The organism is Cellulosimicrobium sp. SH8 (assembly GCF_025818875.1).
Lineage (GTDB): Bacteria > Actinomycetota > Actinomycetes > Actinomycetales > Cellulomonadaceae > Cellulosimicrobium > Cellulosimicrobium cellulans_D.
Map to the genome: position 1 here is coordinate 20,953 of NZ_JAMXMH010000009.1, position 21,074 is coordinate 42,026.

Below are 21,074 nucleotides of genomic sequence, written 5' to 3' on the forward strand. Positions count from 1 at the left end.
GCCGCCCACGGTCTCCGAGCGCGTGCGCGCGCTCCACGCCCGCATGACCCTCGACGAGAAGCTCGCCCAGCTCGTGGGCTACTGGCTCGACCAGAACGGCACCGTCGCCCCGATGCAGTCGGAGATGACGGCGGGGCAGCAGGACGGCGGCCGCCTCGCCGAGATCACGCGGCACGGCATGGGGCACTACACGCGCGTCTACGGCACGCGGCCCGTCGAGCCGGCGGAGCGCGCCGCGTGGCTCTGGGCGGAGCAGCGCCGCCTCAAGGCGGAGACCCGGCTCGGCGTCCCGGCGATCGTGCACGAGGAGTGCCTCACGGGCCTCGCTGCCTGGAAGGCCGCGACGTACCCGACGCCGCTCGCGTGGGGAGCGTCGTTCGACCCGGCGCTGGTCGAGGAGATGGCGCGCGAGGTCGGCGGGTCGATGCGCGCGCTCGGCGTGCACCAGGGCCTCGCGCCCGTGCTCGACGTCGTGCGCGACCCGCGCTGGGGCCGCGTCGACGAGTGCGTGGGCGAGGACCCGTACCTCGTCGGCACGGTCGGCACGGCGTACGTGCGCGGCCTGCAGGACGCGGGCGTGCACGCGACCCTCAAGCACTTCGTCGGGTACTCGGGCTCGCGCGCCGGGCGCAACCACGCGCCGGTGAGCGCGGGGCCGCGCGAGCTCGCCGACGTCTACCTCCCGCCGTTCGAGATGGCCGTGCGCGACGGCGGCGCCCGGTCGGTCATGGCGTCGTACGTCGACGTCGACGGCGTGCCGCTGCACGGCAGCCCGGAGCACCTCACCGAGATCCTGCGCGAGCGCTGGGGGTTCGACGGCGTCGTCGTCGCGGACTACTTCGGCGTCGCGTTCCTGGAGGTCATGCACCGTGTCGCGGCCGACCGCGGGGAGGCCGCCGCGCAGGCGCTCCAGGCGGGCCTCGACGTCGAGCTCCCCACGGGCGACGCGTACCTCGCGCCGCTCGCCGAGCGCGTGCGCTCCGGCGCGCTCGACGAGGCGTGGGTCGACCGCGCCGTCCTGCGCCTGCTCAACCAGAAGGAGGAGCTCGGCCTGCTCGACCCGGGCGCGTACGCCGACGAGCCGCCGACGGAGGTCGACCTCGACACCCCGCGACAGCGCGCGACCGCGCGCCGCCTCGCGCAGGAGTCGCTCGTGCTCCTGGCGAACGACGGCGTGCTGCCGCTCGGGCGTCGAGCGCCCGACAGCGCTGACGGCGCGCCGGCCGCCCCGCGGCGCGTCGCCGTCGTCGGGCCCAACGCGGACTCGTCCGAGGCGCTGATGGGCTGCTACTCGTTCGTCAACCACGTGCTCGCGCACCACCCCGGCGTCCCGGCCGGCATCGCCCTGCCGACGGTCCTGGAGTCGCTGCGCGACGTGCTCGCGGGCACCGTCGTGACGCACGCGAGGGGCTGCGCGGTCGAGGGCGACGACGCCTCGGGGATCCCCGAGGCGGTGGACGCCGCGCGCGCCGCGGACGTCGCGGTCGTCGTCGTGGGCGACGAGGCGGGGCTCTTCGGTCGCGGCACGGTCGGCGAGGGCAACGACGTCGAGTCGCTCGAGCTCCCGGGCGTGCAGCGGCGGCTCGTCGAGGAGGTCGTCGCCACCGGGACGCCCGTCGTGCTCGTGCTGCTCACCGGTCGTCCGTACGCGATCGGCTGGGCGCTGGGGGACGACGCGGGGGCGGGCGGTGCGACGGCCGGCCGCCCGGCCGCCGTCGTGCAGGGCTTCTTCCCCGGCGAGGAGGGCGGGCGCGCCGTCGCGGACGTGCTCGTCGGCGCGGTGAACCCGTCGGGCCGCCTGCCCGTGTCGCTGCCGCGAGCGGGCGGCGCGCAGCCGTACTCCTACCTGCACCCCGTGCTCGGCGGGCCGTCGGACGTGACGTCCGCCGACCCGACGCCCGTGCGGCCGTTCGGGTTCGGGCTGTCGTACACGCAGTTCGCGTACGCGGACCTCGAGGTCGACGCGAGCGTCGCCGCGGGCGGGACGTTCGCCGCGTCGGTGACGGTGACGAACACGGGCGACGTCGCGGGGACGGACGTCGTGCAGCTCTACGCGCGCGACGTCGTCGGGTCGGTGCCGCGCCCCGTCGCGCAGCTCCTCGGGTACGCGCGCGTCGACCTCGGCGCGGGCGAGTCGCGCCGCGTGGCCTTCCGCGTCCCGACGACGCGCCTCGCGTTCTCCGACCGCCGCCTCGTGCGCGTGGTCGAGCCGGGCGACGTCGAGGTGTGGGTCGGCGCGCACGCGGGCGCGGTCGACGCCGCGCCCGGGCCCGACGACCTCGGCTCGACGACCGGCGGCGCGATCGTCAACGAGTCCGCCCCGGCCGAGCGCCGGGTCGTGCCGGGTGCGGCGACCGCGCGCGTGACGCTCGTCGTCACGGGGCCGGTGCACGAGGTGACGGCCGCGGACGAGCGGCTCGTCGCGGTCGAGGTCTCCGCGCACGTCGGGGCGGGAGAGCGCGCATGACGCGCGTCCCGAACCCGATCCTGCCCGGGTGCTTCCCCGACCCGTCGGTGTGCCGCGTCGGCGACGACTTCTACCTCGTCACCTCGACGTTCGAGTATCTGCCCGGCCTGCCCGTGCTGCGCAGCCGCGACCTCGCGACGTGGGAGCACGTGGGGGACGTCGTCGACCGGTCGGGTCAGCTCGACTACGACGGCGTCCGCTCGTCGGGCGGTCTGTACGCACCGACGCTGCGCCACCACGACGGCACGTTCTGGCTCGTGTGCACGCTCGTGGACCCGGACGACGACTCCCGCGGCGGCAACTTCGTCATGACGGCGACCGACCCGGCGGGACCGTGGTCCGACCCGGTGTGGCTGCGCGACGAGGTCGGCGTGCGGGTCGCCGGGATCGACCCGTCGATCTTCTTCGACGACGACGGTCGCGCGTGGCTGCACGGGACCCGGCTCGCGGCCGACCCGGAGTGGTTCCACCAGACCGAGGTGTGGGTGCGCGAGCTCGACCTCGCGACGCTCACCCTGGTCGGCCCCGAGCACGTCGTGTGGACGGGGGCCGTGCGCGGGGCGGTCTGGGCCGAGGGCCCGCACCTGTACAAGGTCGACGGCACGTACTACCTGCTCGCGGCCGAGGGCGGCACGGACTTCCACCACGCGGTGTCCGTCGCGCGGTCGTCGTCCGTGGCAGGCCCCTACGAGGGGAACAAGGCCAACCCCGTGCTCACGCACCGGCACCTCGGGCGCGGCGTGGACGTCGTCGGCGTGGGGCACGCCGACCTCGTCGAGGCGCCCGACGGGTCGTGGTGGGCCGTGCTGCTCGCCATGCGCGTCGACGGCGGCTACCACTACCCGCTCGGGCGCGAGACGTTCCTCGTCCCCGTCGTGTGGGAGGACGGCTGGCCCGTCCTCGCGCCCGGCGAGGGGCGCGTGCCCGACGTCGTGGAGGTCCCGTTCGCGTCCGCCGCGCCGCGCCCGGCGATCCAGGGCGGGGCGAGCGGCGTCGTCGGCCCGGAGGACCCGCGCTGGACGGCGGTGCGTGCCCTGCCCCGGGACCTCGCGACCCCGGCGGGCGAGGGCTGGGACCTCGCGGTGCGTCCGGCGACGCTCGCGGAACGCACCGTGCCGGCGTTCCTCGGGGTGCGCCAGCAGCACCGCGACGTCGACGTGGCGGTCACGCTGCGCGTGCCGGAGGTCGCGGGGGAGCGGGCGGGCGTCGTCGTGCGGCAGTCCGAGCAGGACCACGTGCGGCTCCTGGTCGACGGCGGGCCCGGGGACGCGCGGCGCGTCGTGGCCGTGCACCGACGCGGCGGCACGGACGAGGTGGTCGGCGAGACCACGGTGAGCGCCGTGGCCGGGGAGCCGGTCGTCGTCGGGCTGCGCGTGCGCGGGCAGGACTACGGGCTCGTCGCCGGTCCGGCGGGGGACGAGCCCGGTGGCTCGCCCGAGCTCGTCGCGACGGTGGACGGCCGCGCGCTCGACAGTGCCGCGACGGGCGGGTTCCTCGGGCTGTGGCTCGGCGTGCACGCGACGAGCGAGGGGCAGCCCTCGACCTCCGTGGTGCGGGTCGAGAGGTTCGTCTACGGGCCGGTCGGCTGACCGGACCGCTCCGCGCGTGGCGTGCCCCGGCGGGCGATACCGTCGGGGCATGTCGAGCGCACGGACACGGGTCGAGGAGGACCTGCTGGGACCCCTCGAGGTCCCGGCGGACGCGTACTACGGGGTCCACACCGTCCGGGCCGTGGAGAACTTCCGCATCTCGGGGACGACGGTCAGCGACGTCCCCGAGATGGTCCGCGGCATGGTGATGGTCAAGAAGGCGTCGGCGCTCGCGAACCGCGAGCTGCGCACGCTCCAGCGCGACGTCGCCGACGCGATCGTCGCCGCGTGCGACGCGATCCTCGACCACGGCCGGTGCCTCGACCAGTTCCCGGTGGACGTGTTCCAGGGCGGTGCGGGCACGAGCGTCAACATGAACACCAACGAGGTCGTGGCCAACCTCGCGCTCGAGCTCGCGGGGTTCGAGAAGGGCCGCTACGACGTCATCAACCCGAACGACCACGTGAACCGCTCGCAGTCGACCAACGACGCGTACCCCACGGGGTTCCGCCTCGCGGTGCACCAGCTCGTCCGGCGGCTGCAGGACGAGGTGCTGCTGCTCGAGCGCGCGTTCGACGAGAAGGCGTCCGAGTTCGCCGACGTCCTCAAGATGGGCCGCACCCAGCTCCAGGACGCGGTGCCCATGAGCCTCGGCCAGGAGTTCGCGGGGTTCGCCGTGAACGTCGGCGAGGAGGTCCGGCGCCTCGAGGTCGCGGGGGAGCTGCTGCTCGAGGTGAACCTCGGCGCGACCGCGATCGGCACCGGGCTCAACACGCCGCCCGGGTACCCCAAGGTCGCGACCCGCCGCCTCGCCGAGGTGAGCGGGCTGCCCGCCGTGCCGGCGGAGAACCTCGTCGAGGCGACGTACGACAACGGCGCCTATCTCGCCGTCCACTCCGCGCTGAAGCGCCTCGCGGCCAAGCTGTCGAAGATCTGCAACGACCTGCGCCTGCTGTCCTCGGGGCCGCGCGCCGGCCTCGGCGAGATCAACCTGCCCGAGCTCCAGGCCGGGTCGTCGATCATGCCCGCCAAGGTGAACCCGGTGATCCCCGAGGTCGTCAACCAGGTCTGCTTCAAGGTCATGGGCAACGACGTGACGATCACGCACGCCGCGGAGGCGGGCCAGCTCCAGCTCAACGTCATGGAGCCCGTGCTCGCGCAGGCCATGTTCGAGTCGCTGCGCCTGCTCACCAACGCGTGCGTCGCGCTGCGCACCAAGTGCGTCACGGGCATCACCGCGAACGTCGAGGTGTGCCGCCGCCACGTGCTCGACTCGATCGGGATCGTCACCTACCTCAACGAGATCATCGGGCACCGCAACGGCGACCTCGTGGGCGCCGAGGCGGCACGGACCGGGGCGTCGGTGCGCGACGTCGTCGTGGCGCGCGGCCTGCTCACGCCGGAGGAGGTGGACGCGGTGCTCACGACCGAGAACTTCCTCCGCCCGCGCTACACCGGGCGCTACTACGCCCCCGACGAGCGCGGCCTCCCCGCGGGTGGGGACGAGGGCGAGTCGTCACGCGTCGTGGAGTCCGACGACGCCACGGGCGCACCCCCGGAACCCGAGGCCTGACGCCGACGCCGGGTCACGACCCCGCGAGGGCACGCACCGCGCGCTCGATCGCGGGGCGCAGGTCGAGGCCGGGGTCGACGGTGAGCCGGTGCAGGAGCAGCCCGTCGCCGAGCGCCATGAGGGCCCGGGCGGCAGGCACGGGGTCGGCGATGCCGACGGCGCCCACGATCTGCTCGGTCCACCGCTCGAACGCGCGGCGCTGCTGCCGCAGGGGCTCTCCGAGCTCGGGGTCGCCGGAGAGCTCGAGGAAGAGGGCGTAGCGCGCCCGGGTGCGTGCCGCGAACGGCCCGGACTGCGCCTCGGTCATCGCGCACAGGCCGTCGACCAGCGCGTCGACGCTCGTGATCGTCGGCATCGCGGTGACGTCGAGGTCGGCGCGCTCCTGCTCGGCGATCCGGTCGACGACGCCCGCGAGGAGGGCGCGTCGCGTGCGGAACCAGTTCGACGTCGACCCGGGCGGGAGGCCTGCCCGTCGGTCGACCCGCGCGTGGCTGAGCGCGCGCACGCCGTCCGCACCGAGCACCTCCACGGCCGCGTCGAGCGCTCGTTCTCGGGTGGCTGCGGCCATGGACTCCCTCTCTCGACCGATCTACTATGAACATAGTAGTCACTCGTCCGAAGGAGTCGCCATGACTACGCCCCAGCCCCGCACCACCCGCCCCGCCGGCGCCCGGGCGTGGTCGCCCCCGCTCCCGGACGCACCGGGCTTCGACCACCTCGTGGTCGAGACGCCCGGCCTGCGCACCCACGTCGCGACCATCGGCACCGGTGACCCGGTCCTGCTGCTGCACGGCTTCCCCGAGCACTGGTGGCAGTGGCACGGCGTCGCGCCCGTCCTCGCCGCCGCCGGCTACCGCGTCCTGTGCCCCGACCTGCGCGGGGCGGGATGGACCACGGCCGACGACGCGCACGTCGAGCGCGAGACCCGGCTCGGCGACCTGCTCGCCCTCCTCGACGCCCTCGACGTCGACCGAGCCCACCTCGTCTCGCACGACATGGGCGCGATCACCGCGATGCAGCTCTGCTACGACCACCCCGACCGGGTCCGTACGGCCGTGGAGCTCTCGGTCCCACCGGGCTTCATGCGGCCCAGCCCCCGGCTCCTCCCCGGCTTCCGGCACCTGCCCGCCCTGATCTGGCACCGTCGGGGCGCGTCGCTGCGGGGCATCTTCTCCAGCGCGTACGTCGCCCACCCGATGTCGGAGGACGACGTCGACGCCCATCTCGCCCCGATGCGCCGGACGGAGGTCGACGCCGCCGTGCGTCCGCTCGTGCGGCACATGGTGCTGCCGGAGGCCACGCGCATGATGCGGGGCGTCTACCGCCGCCGTCGCCTCACGGTGCCGACCCTCTTCGTCTTCGGCCGCCGCGACCTGCCGTGGACCGAGGAGCTCATGGGGCAGGTCTGCCGCGCGCCGGAGCGGCACGCGGACCGGGCCGAGCTCGCCTACGTCGACGACGCCGCGCACTTCATCACCGACGACGCGCCCGCCGCGGTCGCCGCCCTCTCGCGCGACTGGTTCGACCGCGCGGCGTGACGTCCTGTCACGACCGCGCGCGTACCGCCCGGAGGGCGACGCCTGCCGCCAGCACCGCCGTCCCCGCAGCGACGCTCGCGAGCGGGAGCGTGGCGACGAGCGCGACGCACCCGAAGGCGCCCAGCACCTGGAGCGCCCGCGGGTACAGGCGGTGCGGGGCGGTCTGGCGCAGCGCCGACAGGTTCGCCACGAGGTAGTAGACGAGCACCCCGAACGACGAGAACCCGATCGCCCCCCGCAGGTCGGTCGTGAGCACGAGCGCCACGACGACCGCCCCGACCGCGAGCTCGGCCCGGTGCGGCACCCGGTGCACGGGGTGCACGGCCGCGAACCACGCGGGCAGGTCGCCCGTGCGCGCCATCGCGAGGCCCGTCCGGCTCACGCCCGCGAGCAGGGCGAGCAGGGCGCCGGCGCTCGCGGCGACGGCACCGACGCTCACCACCGGGCCGGCCCACGTCCACGACCCGGCGGCGACCGCGTCGGCGAGCGGAGCCGCGGACGCCGCGAGCCCGTCCGGTCCGAGCACCGCGAGCAGGACCACCGCGACGACGGCGTAGAGCACGACGACGGCCCCGAGCGACACGAGGACCGCGCGCGGGATCGTGCGGCGCGGGTCGCGCACCTCCTCGCCGAGGGTCGCGACCCGCGCGTACCCCGCGAACGCGAAGAACAGCAGGCCCGCGGACTGGAGAATGCCGTACCAGCCGCCGTGCGCGCCGTCGGGGTCGAGCACTGCCGACCAGCGCGGCGCGGTGCCCGCGAGGCTCGCGACGACGGCCGTCGCGATCGCGAGGAGCGCCACCGCGACGATGGCCCGGGCGAGGCGCGCCGTCCGGGTCACGCCCCGGTAGCCCACGGCCGTGAGCAGCACGACGGCCGCGGCGGCGACGGGGCGCTCCCACCCGGGCGGCGCCGCGTAGGCGGCGAGCACGAGCGCCATCGCCGCGCAGCTCGCCGTCTTGCCGACGACGAACCCCCACCCGGCGAGGTAGCCCCACCAGGGGCCGAGATGCTCGCGCCCGTACACGTACGTGCCGCCCGAGGTGGGGTGCTGCGCCGCGAGCTGGGCGGACGACGTCGCGTTCGCGTACGCGACGACCGCCGCCAGCGCCAGCCCGACGAGCAGTCCCGTCCCCGCCGCGGCGGCCGCGGGGGCGAACGCGGAGAACACGCCCGCGCCGACCATGGAGGCGAGCCCGACGACGACGGCGTCCGTCGTGCCGAGGCGGCGCGCGAGCGAGGGCTGGCCCGGTGCGGTCGTCACCCGGACAGCGTGCCAGGGCAAGGTGTCCGGAAGGTGTCGACGCCCGCCCCGGGGAGTGGTCCGCGCGCCGTCCGCGAGCGGGTACAGTTCCCGCCGGTGTCCCGTTCCCGGTCGTCGTCGACCGGACCCGTCGCACGGGGAGACGGGCTGTCCGCTACGGCGAGGACGGCGGTGCAGGGGTGGTGGCAGGACGGGTGCGTCGGGCTGGACGGACGCTGCGTACCGGGTCGGGGGTCGTGCTCGTGTGCGCCGTCCTCCTCGGCGCGCCGACGGCGGCGTCCGCGGACACGGGCGACGGGCTGTCGGAGACCTCGCGCACGCGGTACGAGGTCGACGGCTCGGGCCCCGTCCGCGTGACGGTCACGACGACGATCCGCAACGAGCAGCCTGCCAGCGGGATGTACGTCTACTACTGGGACGCGTACGGGATCCCCGTGCCGGCGAGCGCGACCGACGTCACCGCCACGAGCGGCGGGGCCACGCTCCCCGTCACCTTCGAGCAGACCGAGGACCCGTCGACCCGCATCGCCGGGGTGTCGTTCTCCCCGCTGAACTACGGGCGCGAGCGGACCGTCGAGTGGTCCTACACGATCCCGGGCGAGCCGATCCGTTCGGAGGGGTACACGCGCGTCGGGCCCGGCTACGCGACGTTCGCCGTGAACGCGGCGGGCGACCCGGGCCAGGTCACCGTCGAGATCGCCACCCCGACGTCGATGGACTTCGACAGCACGTGGGACGGCTTCACGCCGGTCCTCGACGGGGAGACCCGCACCCACCGTGCGACCGAGAGCACGGACGACTACGGCACCTGGGCCTTCGTCTCGCTGCGCGACCCGGCCCAGGCCGACGAGACGAGTGTCGACGTCGGCGGCAACGAGCTCGTGCTGGAGAGCTTCCCGGGCGACACCGAGTGGAGCGGCTTCGTCGAGGAGCAGGTGGTGACCGGGATGCCCGTGCTGGAGCGCGCGGTCGGGATGCCCTGGCCGGGCAGCCTGGAGCGGATCCGCGAGGACGTGTCGCCCGGGGTGCTCGGGTACGCGTGGTTCGACTCGGCCTCCTGGGAGATCGTCATCCCCGAGGACCTCGACGCCGGGCTCCTGTTCCACGAGCTCTCGCACGCGTGGCTCGCGGGCGACCGGTTCGCGGACCGGTGGGTGTACGAGGGGCTGGCCGAGGTGGTGGGGCAGCGCGTCGCCGCCGAGACCGGCGGACCGGCGGAGCCGCGGCCCGCGCCCGCGCGCGACGCGGCGGACGCCGTCCCGCTCGTGGCCTGGCAGGAGGTCGACCTCGACGACGGCGCGGGCGCCGCCGAGGAGTACGCCTACGCCGCGGCGTGGACCGCGATGTCCGAGCTCGTCGGCGGTCTGGACGAGGACGCCCTCGGCGGGCTCGTCGCGGCGGCGTACGCGGGCGAGAGCGCCTACGACGCGCCCGGCACCCTCGACCACCCGGGCGTGACCGACGGCCGTCGTCTCCTCGACCTCGTCGAGGTGCGTGGCGGCGTGGCCGGAGCCGAGGCGACGTACCGGACGTGGGTCGCCGACGCCGACGAGACCGCCCTGCTCGACGCGCGCGCCCCGGCCCGCGAGGCGTACGTCGAGCTCGACGCGGCGGACGGCGCGTGGTCGCCGCCCGCCGGCCTGCGCGCCGCGATGACGGACTGGGCGTTCGAGGACGCGGAGGCGGCCCGCGCCGCGATCGGTGCCGACGCCGCCGCGGCCGCCGGGCACGTGCAGGAGGCCGCCCGCGCCGCGGGCCTGCCCGACCCGGCCGCCGTGCGCGAGCAGTACGAGGACGCCGGGTCCGCCGAGGAGTACGCGGCGCTCGCGACCACGCTGCCCCGCGCGGTCGAGGTCGTCGGGTCCGTCGGCGACGCCGTCTCCGCCGCGTCGGGCGGCGGCCCGCTCGCCGACCTCGGGCGGCTGCTCCTCGACGTCGACGGGTCCGTCGTGGACGCCCGCGCCGCCCTCGACGACGGTCGGCTGGACGACGCCGCGACCGCGGCCGACGACGCGTCGTCCCGCGCAGCCGCCGCGCCCTGGCTCGGGACCGGTGGCGTCCTCCTCGTCGTCGTGGCGCTCGCCGGCGCGGTCCTCCTGCTCGCCCGGCGCCGCGCGCGACGTCGCGCGCAGCCCGAGGGCGAGCCCGCCGTCGACGGCGACCGGCCGGACGGCGGGACGTCCGCCGACGACGCGACGCCCGCCGAGGGCGAGCCGCACGCGGGCGACGAGCCGCTCGCGGACGACGAGCCGACGTCGGGCGAGCAGCCGTCCGTCGACGAGGAGCCGGAGGCGGTGAAGGCCTAGTCCTGCGGCGGGGCCGCGTCAGGCGGCGGACGGGGTGACGAGCTCCTCGCCCTTGACGAGCCGCCCGTCCTTGACGATCGCGACGAACGCCTCGTCGGGGCGCTCCACCAGCGACAGGTCGGCGACGGGGTCGCCGTCGACCAGGACGAGGTCGGCGATCGCGCCCTCCGCGACGACGCCGAGGCGGCCGGGGTACGGGTTGCGCTCGCCGGACATCGCGAGCAGCTCGGCGTTGCGGATCGTCGCGAGCTGCAGCACCTCGGCGGGGGTGTACCAGCGCGTGAGCTTGGCGAGCATCGCGCCCTGGCGGCGCGCGAGCGCGGGCTCGAAGAGCACGTCGGTGCCGAACGCGACGTCGACGCCGTGCTCGATCGCGAGCGCGTACGCCGTGTCCGTGCCCGCGACCATCTGCTCGAGCTTCTTGCGGCTGGGGCCGGAGAGGGGCGGCGCGTCGTCGTCGTCGAGGAACGGCTGCAGGCACAGGCGGACGCCGCGCTCGGCGAGGAGCGCGATCGTCGGCTCGTCGAGGAGCTGTCCGTGCTCGATGCAGCGCACGCCCGCCTCGACCGCGGTGCGGACGGCGTGCGGCGTGTACGCGTGCACGGTCACGTACGTGCCGTGGTTCTCGGCGGCCTCGACCGCCGCCCGGAGCTCGGCGAACGTGTACTGCGAGACGTCGAGCGGGTCGTAGCTCGACGCGACGCCGCCGCCGGCCATGAGCTTGAGCTGCGACGCGCCGTGCATGAGCTGCTCGCGCGCGGCGCGGAGCACCTCCGCCGGGCCGTCCGCGATCGCGGCCGCGCCGATGATCTCGCCGCGGCTCAGGTGCCCGACGACGCCGCGCGGGGTCTCGTACGGGAGGCGGAAGTCGCCGTGCCCACCGGTCTGGGAGATGAAGGCGCCCGACGGGTAGATCCGCGGCCCGGGCACGACGCCCTCGTCGATCGCGCGCTTGAGGCCGAAGGTCGGGCCGCCCAGGTCGCGCACCGTCGTGAAGCCGCGCAGGAGCGTGTCGCGCGCGCTGACGACCGCGGCCGCGTACACGTAGCCGACGTCGGCCGTGAGGGCGACGAGCAGCGGCACGGTCGCGAAGGACGTGTGCCAGTGCGCGTCGATCAGCCCGGGGAGCAGCGTGCGGCCGGTGCCGTCGATCGTCGGCGTGCCGCGCGGGACGCCGTCGTCGGTGCCGGCGGGCACCACGCGGGCGACGAGGCCGTCGCGCACGGTGACGTCCTGCGGCGGCGTGACGACGCCCGCCTCGCTGTCGAACACCGCGACCCCGCGGACGACGAGCGTGCTCGTGCTGGTCATGGGACTCCTCGGGGCGGTGCGGGCGGGCCATCGCGAGCGTAGCCGCAGGGCCCCGGAGCGGCGAGAGGTGAGAAGTGGCCCCCCGGGACACGCTCCGAGGGGCCACTTCTCACGTCTCGTCCGAGGACGGTGCGGTCACGGCATGCCGGCCAGGTGGGCGTCCACCGAGGTCGCGAACGCGTACCCGTTGCTCGCGTCCCAGTTGATCGACCACGTCATCGCCCCGCGGATGTCGGGCCACCGGGCCGGGGGCACGAAGCTCCCGCAGCGGGTGCCCGCGGCGAGGCAGCTCAGCGCGTCGTTCACGACCGACGGGTTCACGTACCCGCCGCCCGCCGCCTGGGTGGTCGCCGGCAGGCCGAGCGCGACCTGGTCCGGGCGCAGCGCGCTCTGGAGCTGGATGCACGACAGCGCGGTGAGGAAGTTCACCGTGCCCTGCCCGTACGCCTGCATCTGGTCGCAGCCGAGCATGGTGCCCGAGTTGTAGTACTGCGTGTGGACGATCGTGAGGATGTCCTTGATGTCGAGCGCGAGCCGGAAGTACGAGCTGCCCGTCGACTGCATGTCGATGGTCTGCGGCGCCATCGTGATGATGAGGTCCGGCCCGACGGCCGCCCGGACCTGGCGCAGCGCCTGCCCCATGTACGTCGGGTTGACCCCGTTCTCGAGGTCGATGTCGACGCCGTCGAACCCGTAGGCGTCGATGAGCCCGATCACGCTGGTCGCGAAGGCCGACGCCGCGGCGGAGCTGCCGACCGACACCGTGCCCTTCTCGCCGCCCACGGACAGGATCACGTGCTGGCCGCGGGAGTGCAGCGTCGCGACGTCGGCCTTGAGCTGGTCGTTCGTGTAGCCACCCAGCGCGGCGGACAGACCGGGGTCGACGCCGAACGTGACGGCGCCGGGCATGCTCGGGACGGCGTCCGCGAACGCGACCGCGACGAGGTCGTAGGACGTCGGGACGGCCGACAGCCGCAGCGGCGTGGCGCCGTTGACGAAGTTCTGCCAGTACCCCGTGAGCAGGTGCTTCGGCAGCGCGCCGGTCTGGCAGCCGCTCGTCGAGCCCGTCACGGTGGCGGCCGGCGACTCGCCCGCCGCGTTGTAGGCGCGCACCGTGTACGTGTGGCTCGAGCAGGCCGCGAGCCCGGTCAGCGTCGCGCTGGTCCCGGTGACGGTCGTCCGCAGGGTCGTGCCCTCGTAGACGCGGTATCCCGTGACGGTCCCGGTCGAGGCCGTCCAGGCGAGGCCGAGCGAGGTGTCGGCGGTCGTCGCGACCCGCAGGGCGGTGGGTGCGCCGGGGACGCCCGTCCCGCACCCCGCCGTCGTGAGCGAGACGCTCCCGGAGCGGGGCGACTCGCCCGCGGTGTTGTAGGCCGCGACCGAGTACGTGTGCGGGGTGCACGCCGCGAGCCCGGAGACGGTGGCCGAGGTGCCCGTGGACGTCGCGACGACCGTGCTGCCCTCGTAGACGCGGTAGCCCGTCACCGTGCCCGAGGACGCGCCCCACGAGAGGGCGGCCGACGTCGAGGTGACCGTCCCGGCGACGGGCGTGCCCGGCGTGCCCGGGACGACGGGCGGCGGGCCGCCCGCGCCCTGGAGCGAGACGTCGTCCGCCTGGTAGGCACCGGTGCCGTACCAGCCGTGCAGGTAGACCTGCGTGGTGCTGCTCGCGGCGGTGAACGTGACCGTGAGGCGGGTCCAGTCGGTCGCACTCGGGGTCCAGGTCGAGGTGCCGCCGTCGACGCCCAGGTAGACGTAGCTGCCGCGCACCCAGGCGGAGAGGGTGTACTGGGTGCCGGCGACGGTCGGCACGGACTGCGAGCAGCGCGCGTTGTCGAGGCCCGCGGGGGTCCCTTGCAGCGCCTTGGTCCCCGTCCGCACGGGGGTGGAGACGACGGCTCCGGACGATCCCGAGCAGGTCCAGGGGCTGAGCGTGCCCGACTCGAAGCCCCCGTTGGCGAGCACCTCCTCGGCGGAGGCGGGGGTGGCGGTCAGGGCGAGGCTGGAGACGAGGGCCACGGCCAGTGCCGCGGCGGCGGTGCGAAGTCTGTTCATGTCTGCTCCGTTGCAGGTCGAATCAAACTCTCAGGGAACTTAACGATGCACTCCTTATGAACCCGCACCCGGCGGTGTTCGTCAAGTGCTGCTCGCGGCGGGCGCCGAGACCTGAGGGACAATGGGTGCCAGCACTGCCTGCCAAGACGAGGAGTACTCCGTGCCCCAGGGAACTGTCCGATGGTTCGACGCCGACCGAGGGTTCGGCTTCATCGACCTCGGGAACGAGGCGGAGGACCTGTTCGTCCACGCGTCCGAGATCGTCGGCGACGACGGGCCCAAGCAGCTCCGCGAGGGGCAGGCCGTCGAGTTCGAGGTGGGCGAGGGTGACCGCGGCCCGCAAGCGCGCCGCGTCCGCGTCACGGGTGACCGGGCCGCGGACGCGCCCCTGGGCGTGCTCGGCACCGTCGCCTGGTACGAGCCGACCAAGGGCTACGGCTTCGTCACGCCCGACGGCGACAGCGCCCAGATCTTCCTGCACAGCTCGGCCATCGTCGGGGGCGGCGTGGTCTCCGAGGGCCAGCGGGTCGCGTTCCTCGTCGTGGAGGGGGAGAAGGGGCCGCAGGCGGACCACCTCCTCCCGCTCGGGGCGCAGGCCGCGCAGCCCGCGACCGACGGCGCGGACGGCACCGTCTCCTGGTACGACGACGTCAAGGGCTTCGGCTTCGTCGTCCCCGACGGGGGCGGCGACGACGTCTTCGTGCACGTCAGCGCGCTGGGCCGGGGGCTGACCGAGCTCGCCGAGGGCGCGCGCGTGACGTACGACGTCGTCGCGGGCGACAAGGGACCGAACGCCCGCAACGTGCAGCTCGTGCGCGGCTCCCGCGGCGCGCGCCCGTCCGCGGACCGTGGCCGCCCCGAGCGCTCGGACCGCTCCGGCCGTCCGGGCGGGTCCGGCAGGCCGGTGCGCGGGGGCGAGGGCACCGTCGCTCGCTACGACGCCGACCGTGGCTTCGGGTTCATCACGCCCGACGCCGGGGGCGAGGACCTGTTCGTGCACGTGTCGGTCGTGCGCGACGACGAGGTCCTGGAGGAGGGCGACCGGGTCCGGTTCGGTATCCGCCAGAGCGACCGCGGGCCGCAGGCCGACGACGTCGAGCTGCTGTAGCGCGGGGGCCCTCCGGGGCGGTGCATTTGCCCTGGAAGGTGGCGGGCGCGGTCCCTAGGGTCGATGAGATGAACGCCCAGGAGATCCGCTCGGCCTACCTCGAGTTCTTCACCGCACGAGGGCACGCCGTGATCGAGCGAGCGCCCCTGGTGCTGCGCGAGGATCCGACGACGCTGTTCACGGGTGCCGGGATGCAGCCGCTGATGCCCTACCTGCTGGGCGACCGGGAGCACGACGCCGGACCCCTGCTGGTCGACTCGCAGCCGTGCGTGCGGGCTCAGGACGTCGACGAGGTCGGGGACCGGCGGCACACGACCTTCTTCGAGATGCTGGGCAACTGGAGCCTGGGGTCCGCCGACGTGGAGCAGCAGGTCCGCTGGTTCGCCGAGTTCCTCGCCCACGTCGGCGTCGACCTCCAGCGCCTGTACGTCACGTGCTTCCGCGGGTCGCCCGAGCACGGGATCCCTCGTGACGACGAGGCCGCACGAGCCTGGGTCACGGTGTTCGCGGAGCACGGGATCGCGGCACCGCTCGTGGACGTGGGGTCCCGTGCCGACGGCGACCGTGACGGGACGCGCGGCGGCCGGGTCTTCCTCTACGACGCCGAGGAGAACTGGTGGAGCCGGGGAGGCGGCCTGGACGGCACGCCCGTCGGTGACCCCTGCGGGCCGGACTCGGAGGTCTTCTACGACCTCGGCCCCGAGCACCACGACCCGTCGTTCGGTGAGCCCCATCCCGCGAGCGACGGGGGCCGGTTCGTCGAGATCGGCAACCAGGTGTTCATGCGCTACCGGCGGACCGTCGAGGGCTTCGTCTCCCTCGACGAGCCGAGCATCGACTTCGGGGGCGGGCTCGAGCGCATCGCCGCGGCCGCGCTGGGGACCCCCGACGTGTTCGACGTGAGCCTCCTGCGTCCGCTGGTCGACCGGCTCGAGGCGCTCAGCGGCCGCGCGTACGTGGACGGCCCGCGCCCGTTCCGCGTGATCGCCGACCACGTCCGGGCCGCGACGTTCCTCGCCGCCGACGGCGTGCGCCCGAGCAACAAGGCGCACGGGTACGTCCTGCGGCGGCTCGTCCGCCGGGCCGTCGTGCACGCCCTCCACCTCGGCCTGGACGAGCGGTTCGCCGACGACCTCGTCGCCGTCGTGGCCGAGACCTACGGCGACGGCTACCCGGGCCTGGCCGCGCAGCGCGAGGAGCTGAGCACGGTCCTGCGCGACGAGGAGTCGCGCTTCCGTCGCACGGTGCACCGCGGGCTCCGGGAGCTCGAGAAGCTCGCGGGCACGACGGTCACCGGGGACGACCTGTTCGTGCTCGCGGACACCTGGGGCTTCCCCGTCGAGCTGTCGGTCGACGAGGTCCGCCGCCGCGACATGGCGCTCGCCCCGGACTGGCGGGAGGGCTACACGCTGCAGCGGGAACGCCAGCGGGCACGCTCGCGGGCGGCCGTGACGAGCGGGGAATAGTTCGCCCTGAGTGAAGGTTGAGCCTGACAGACTCAAGTTCTGGCGAGCGGGCTTGCGCGCGAGCGCACCCCGTGCCTACCTTGAGTGAAGCAGACTCAACCCGGTGTGTCCGGGCGCGCGTGCGCCGTCGGGCACCCCATCCACAACGGAGGCAGCACACATGGCACGAGCAGTCGGGATCGACCTCGGCACCACCAACTCGGTGGTCGCCGTCCTCGAGGGCGGAGAGCCCACCGTCATCGCGAACGCCGAGGGGTCGCGCACGACGCCGTCGGTGGTCGCCTTCTCCAAGACCGGCGAGGTCCTCGTCGGCGAGGTCGCCAAGCGTCAGGCGGTCACGAACGTCGACCGCACCATCAGCTCGGTGAAGCGCCACATGGGCACCGACTGGTCGGTGGAGATCGACGACAAGAAGTACACCGCGCAGGAGATCTCCGCGCGCATCCTGGGCAAGCTCAAGCGCGACGCCGAGGAGTACCTGGGCGAGCCCGTCACCGACGCGGTCGTCACCGTCCCGGCGTACTTCAACGACGCCGAGCGCCAGGCGACCAAGGACGCCGGGCAGATCGCGGGCCTCAACGTGACCCGCATCGTCAACGAGCCCACCGCGGCCGCGCTCGCGTACGGCCTGGAGAAGGGCAAGGAGGACGAGCTCATCCTCGTCTTCGACCTGGGCGGCGGCACGTTCGACGTCTCGCTCCTCGAGGTCGGCAAGGACGAGGACGACTTCTCCACGATCCAGGTCCGCGCGACCTCGGGCGACAACCGCCTGGGCGGCGACGACTGGGACCAGCGCATCGTCGAGCACCTCATCAAGCAGGTGAAGAACAGCTCGGGCGTCGACCTGTCGAAGGACAAGATCGCGCTCCAGCGTCTGCGCGAGGCCGCCGAGCAGGCGAAGAAGGAGCTCTCGTCCGCGACGAGCACCACCATCTCGATGCAGTACCTCTCGATGAGCGAGAACGGCCCCATCCACCTGGACGAGAAGCTCACGCGCGCTCAGTTCCAGCAGATGACGCAGGACCTCCTCGACCGGACGAAGGCCCCGTTCCACAAGGTCATCTCCGACGCGGGCGTCTCCGTCTCCGACATCGACCACGTCGTGCTCGTGGGTGGCTCCACCCGCATGCCGGCCGTGACCGACGTCGTCAAGGAGCTCACGGGCGGCAAGGAGCCCAACAAGGGCGTCAACCCGGACGAGGTCGTCGCCGTGGGCGCGGCCCTGCAGGCCGGCGTCATCTCGGGCGACCGCAAGGACGTCCTGCTCATCGACGTGACCCCGCTGTCCCTCGGCATCGAGACCAAGGGCGGCGTGATGACCAAGCTCATCGAGCGCAACACGGCCATCCCGACCAAGCGCAGCGAGATCTTCTCGACGGCCGAGGACAACCAGCCGTCGGTGCTGATCCAGGTGTTCCAGGGCGAGCGCGAGTTCGCGCGCGACAACAAGCCGCTCGGCACGTTCGAGCTCACCGGCATCGCGCCGGCCCCGCGCGGCGTGCCGCAGATCGAGGTCACCTTCGACATCGACGCGAACGGCATCGTCCACGTCGGCGCCAAGGACCGCGGCACCGGCAAGGAGCAGAAGATGACGATCACGGGCGGCTCGGCGCTGCCCAAGGACGACATCGACCGCATGGTCAAGGAGGCCGAGGAGCACGCGGCCGAGGACAAGAAGCGTCGCGAGGAGGCGGAGACCCGCAACCAGGCCGAGGCGTTCGTGTACTCGACCGAGAAGCTCGTCTCCGAGAACAAGGAGAAGCTCCCGGCCGACGTCGTCACCGAGGTCGAGGCCGACATCGCGTCGGTGAAGTCCGCGCTCGAGGGCGAGGACGCCGACGCCGTGAAGACCGCGCACGAGAAGCTCGTCGCGTCCTCGCAGAAGATCGGCCAGGCGCTCTACGCCTCGGCCGAGCAGGAGCAGGCCGCCGGCAACCCCGGCGCCGCGCAGGACGACGCCACCGCCGCGGCGGGCGCGACGTCCGCTCCGGACGAGGACGTCGTCGACGCCGAGATCGTGGACGACGAGGACGACAAGAAGTGACGTCCCCCGAGGACCGGGGCCCCGAGGAGCAGGCCGGGCGCGAGCCCGGCCAGGGCCCCGAGGACAAGCCGTTCCACTTCACCGACAAGCGCAAGGTCGACCCGGAGGCCGGGGCGGCCGGCGGCTCGGCCGGTGACGACGCGGAGACGGACCCGCTCGCGGGCCTCGACTTCGAGCCGTCCGACGAGGCCGAGGTCGACGTGGCCGTCCTGGCCGCGAAGGCCGAGGCCGCCGAGCACCTCGAGTCGCTCCAGCGCGAGCGCGCGAGCTTCACGAACTACCGCAACCGGGCGCTGCGCGACCAGGAGGCCGCGCGCACCAAGGGCGTGGAGGACGTGCTCACCGCGCTCCTGCCCGTGCTCGACGACGTGGACCGCGCCCGCCAGCACGGCGAGCTCACCGGCCCGTTCGCCGCGATCGCGGACAAGCTCGACGCGAGCCTCGAGAAGTTCGGCATCGAGCGCTACGGGAAGGTCGGCGAGGAGTTCGACCCGAACGTCCACGAGGCGCTCATGCACCAGGTCGACCCCGAGGCGACCGCGGCCACGGTGAACCTCGTCATCGAGCCGGGCTACCGGATCGGGGACCGCGTCGTGCGCGCCGCGCGCGTCTCGGTCGTCGGCCCCGAGTAGGCCGGGTCCTGAGCACGTGCCCGACGGCGCGGCGCCCCTCCCGCGCGGAGGTGCGCCCCGCCGTCGGGCACGCGAGGATCACCACGACGAGCACGTCGACGGGCACGTCGACGGGCACAGCACCGCCAGCAGCACACCGACACCCATGACACGAAGGACCAGGACCACGACCACCGACTGGAGGGAGGCGCCGTGACCGGACAGGACTGGATGGAGAAGGACTTCTACGCCGCGCTCGGCGTCCCCAAGGACGCCGACGACGCCACGATCAAGAAGGCCTATCGCAAGCTCGCGCGCAAGTACCACCCGGACCAGAACCAGGGCGACGAGGGCGCGGAGGCGAAGTTCAAGGAGATCGGCGAGGCGTACGCCGTGCTCTCGGACGCCAAGGAGCGCGAGCAGTACGACGCGATCCGGGCCATGGCCGGCGGCGGTGCCCGCTTCTCCGCGGGGCCCGGCGGCGCCGGGGGCGCGGGCTTCGAGGACGTGTTCGGCGGCATGTTCGGCGGCGGCGGCCCGGGCGGCACCCGGGTCCGCTACTCGACCGGCGGTCAGGGCGCGGGCGGCTTCGAGGACATCCTCGGCTCGATGTTCGGCGGCGCGGGCGCGCAGCAGTTCGGCGGCGGTCCCCGCCCGCGGGCCGGGTCGGACGTCGCCGCGGCCACGACCCTCCCGTTCCGCCAGGCGGTCGAGGGGTCGACCGTGACGTTCACCGTCGACGGCCGCAACGTCACCACCCGCATCCCGCCGGGCGTGCGCGACGGCCAGAAGATCCGCCTGCGCGGCAAGGGCCGCCCGGGCATGGCGGGCGGTCCGGACGGCGACCTCGTCGTCACCGTGCACGTCACCCCGCACCCGGTGTTCTCGCTCGACGGGAACAACCTGCGCGCGACCGTCCCCGTGACGTTCGCCGAGGCGGCGCTCGGGGCGACGATCGCCGTGCCCACGCTCGACGGTGCGTCGGTCAAGGTCAAGGTCCCGGCCGGGACGCCGTCGGGGCGCACGCTGCGCGTCAAGGGCCGCGGAGTGAAGACCGCGAAGGCCACCGGCGACCTGCTCGTCACCGTCCAGGTCGCGGTGCCGCAGAAGCTCTCGAAGGCCGCGCGCGAGGCGGTCGAGACGTTCGCCGCCGAGACGGACGGCCAGGACGTCCGGGCCGACCTGGTCCGGCAGGCCGCGGAGTGACCGGGGGAGTGGGGAGGCGGTCCGCATGACCGCGTACCGCGCGGACGGCTCGCCCGGTCCGGGCGCGGCGCCGGACGTCGACCAGGACGCTCCCGTCCTCGTCATCTCCCAGGCCGCGACGCTCGCGGGGATGCACCCGCAGACGCTGCGCCAGTACGACCGTCTCGGCCTCGTGGTGCCGCGCCGCACCGCGGGCCGGGGGCGGCGGTACTCGCTGCGCGACGTCGCGAAGCTGCTCGAGGTGCAGCGGCTCAGTCACGACGAGGGCATCAACCTCGCGGGCATCCAGCGCATCCTCGCGCTCGAGTCGCAGGTCGAGCGCCTGGAGCGCCGCATCGAGGCGCTCTCCGCGCGCGTCGAGCCCGGTGGCCGGGTGTTCGCGGCCGCAGCGAGCGGCGACGTCGTCGTGGTGCCGCGCGGGCGCAGCGTGCGCCGCGGGGTCGAGGAGGCGCTGCGCGAGACGCTCGTCGAGCACGGCGAGGCGCGCGCGCTCGTCATCTGGCGGCCCCGGCCCGACGACGCGGGTTCCTGACCCC

At 74.4% G+C, this 21,074-nt stretch carries 15 protein-coding genes; 11 read left to right on the top strand and 4 right to left on the bottom strand.

The features are described 5' to 3' along the window. Positions 1-22: 22 nt before the first annotated feature. Genes NF338_RS13210 through aspA form a run of 3 tightly spaced genes read left to right on the top strand, consistent with a single transcriptional unit; the run spans position 23 to position 5,629 of the window. Positions 23-2,467 carry a glycoside hydrolase family 3 N-terminal domain-containing protein gene (locus tag NF338_RS13210; RefSeq protein WP_264031390.1) on the top strand — a complete coding sequence of 815 codons (2,445 nt, stop codon included), beginning with the start codon at positions 23-25 and terminating at the stop codon, positions 2,465-2,467. Beyond that, complete coding sequence (locus NF338_RS13215) at positions 2,464-4,056, top strand: glycoside hydrolase family 43 protein (RefSeq protein WP_264031215.1); 1,593 nt, start codon at positions 2,464-2,466, stop codon at positions 4,054-4,056. The genes NF338_RS13210 and NF338_RS13215 overlap by 4 nt, the downstream gene beginning before the upstream one ends. Before the next feature lie 49 nt (positions 4,057-4,105). Further along, positions 4,106-5,629, top strand: coding sequence for an aspartate ammonia-lyase (gene aspA / locus NF338_RS13220; protein WP_264031216.1), 1,524 nt, complete (start codon positions 4,106-4,108; stop codon positions 5,627-5,629). 13 nt (positions 5,630-5,642) lie between these two features. Here the strand turns inward: aspA and NF338_RS13225 are convergent, their stop codons facing one another. After that, positions 5,643-6,197 carry a TetR/AcrR family transcriptional regulator gene (locus NF338_RS13225; RefSeq protein ID WP_264031217.1) on the bottom strand — a complete coding sequence of 185 codons (555 nt, stop codon included), beginning with the start codon at positions 6,195-6,197 and terminating at the stop codon, positions 5,643-5,645. Between the two features lie 61 nt (positions 6,198-6,258). Between NF338_RS13225 and NF338_RS13230 the strand changes: the two genes are divergently transcribed. After that, entirely contained in the window at positions 6,259-7,167 is a 909-nt protein-coding gene (locus NF338_RS13230; RefSeq protein WP_264031218.1) for an alpha/beta fold hydrolase, read from the top strand. A gap of 7 nt (positions 7,168-7,174) precedes the next feature. Here the strand turns inward: NF338_RS13230 and NF338_RS13235 are convergent, their stop codons facing one another. After that, positions 7,175-8,353: an APC family permease gene (locus tag NF338_RS13235; protein WP_412846883.1), complete on the bottom strand. Its 1,179-nt coding sequence runs from the start codon at positions 8,351-8,353 to the stop codon at positions 7,175-7,177. A 320-nt stretch (positions 8,354-8,673) separates the two neighbouring features. On the opposite strand from NF338_RS13235, the gene NF338_RS13240 reads away from it, so the two are divergent. Next, on the top strand, positions 8,674-10,737 hold the full coding sequence (locus tag NF338_RS13240; RefSeq protein ID WP_264031220.1) for a hypothetical protein: 2,064 nt from the start codon (positions 8,674-8,676) through the stop codon (positions 10,735-10,737). A gap of 18 nt (positions 10,738-10,755) precedes the next feature. Here NF338_RS13240 and NF338_RS13245 read toward each other — a convergent pair whose 3' ends face one another. Beyond that, positions 10,756-12,048, bottom strand: coding sequence for a metal-dependent hydrolase family protein (locus NF338_RS13245; protein WP_264031221.1), 1,293 nt, complete (start codon positions 12,046-12,048; stop codon positions 10,756-10,758). 135 nt (positions 12,049-12,183) lie between these two features. Next, a complete protein-coding gene (locus tag NF338_RS13250; protein ID WP_264031222.1) occupies positions 12,184-14,103 on the bottom strand; it encodes a glycoside hydrolase family 18 protein in 1,920 nt (639 codons plus the stop codon). 160 nt (positions 14,104-14,263) lie between these two features. Here NF338_RS13250 and NF338_RS13260 point away from each other — a divergent pair, with 160 nt between their 5' ends. The 6 genes from NF338_RS13260 to NF338_RS13285 all read left to right on the top strand — a co-directional run bounded on the left by NF338_RS13260 (position 14,264) and on the right by NF338_RS13285 (position 21,070). Then, complete coding sequence (locus NF338_RS13260; protein WP_318783075.1) at positions 14,264-15,211, top strand: cold-shock protein; 948 nt, start codon at positions 14,264-14,266, stop codon at positions 15,209-15,211. 68 nt (positions 15,212-15,279) lie between these two features. Further along, positions 15,280-16,677 carry an alanine--tRNA ligase-related protein gene (locus NF338_RS13265; RefSeq protein ID WP_264031223.1) on the top strand — a complete coding sequence of 466 codons (1,398 nt, stop codon included), beginning with the start codon at positions 15,280-15,282 and terminating at the stop codon, positions 16,675-16,677. 160 nt (positions 16,678-16,837) lie between these two features. Next, the gene (dnaK, locus tag NF338_RS13270; protein ID WP_087470023.1) at positions 16,838-18,721 is read left to right on the top strand and encodes a molecular chaperone DnaK; all 1,884 of its coding nucleotides are present in this window, start codon (positions 16,838-16,840) and stop codon (positions 18,719-18,721) included. After that, complete coding sequence (grpE, locus tag NF338_RS13275) at positions 18,718-19,353, top strand: nucleotide exchange factor GrpE (RefSeq protein WP_264031224.1); 636 nt, start codon at positions 18,718-18,720, stop codon at positions 19,351-19,353. The genes dnaK and grpE overlap by 4 nt, the downstream gene beginning before the upstream one ends. 192 nt (positions 19,354-19,545) lie before the next feature. Next, complete coding sequence (locus NF338_RS13280; protein WP_087470021.1) at positions 19,546-20,538, top strand: DnaJ C-terminal domain-containing protein; 993 nt, start codon at positions 19,546-19,548, stop codon at positions 20,536-20,538. Between the two features lie 25 nt (positions 20,539-20,563). Further along, the gene (locus NF338_RS13285) at positions 20,564-21,070 is read left to right on the top strand and encodes a heat shock protein transcriptional repressor HspR (RefSeq protein ID WP_264031225.1); all 507 of its coding nucleotides are present in this window, start codon (positions 20,564-20,566) and stop codon (positions 21,068-21,070) included. Positions 21,071-21,074: the final 4 nt, after the last annotated feature.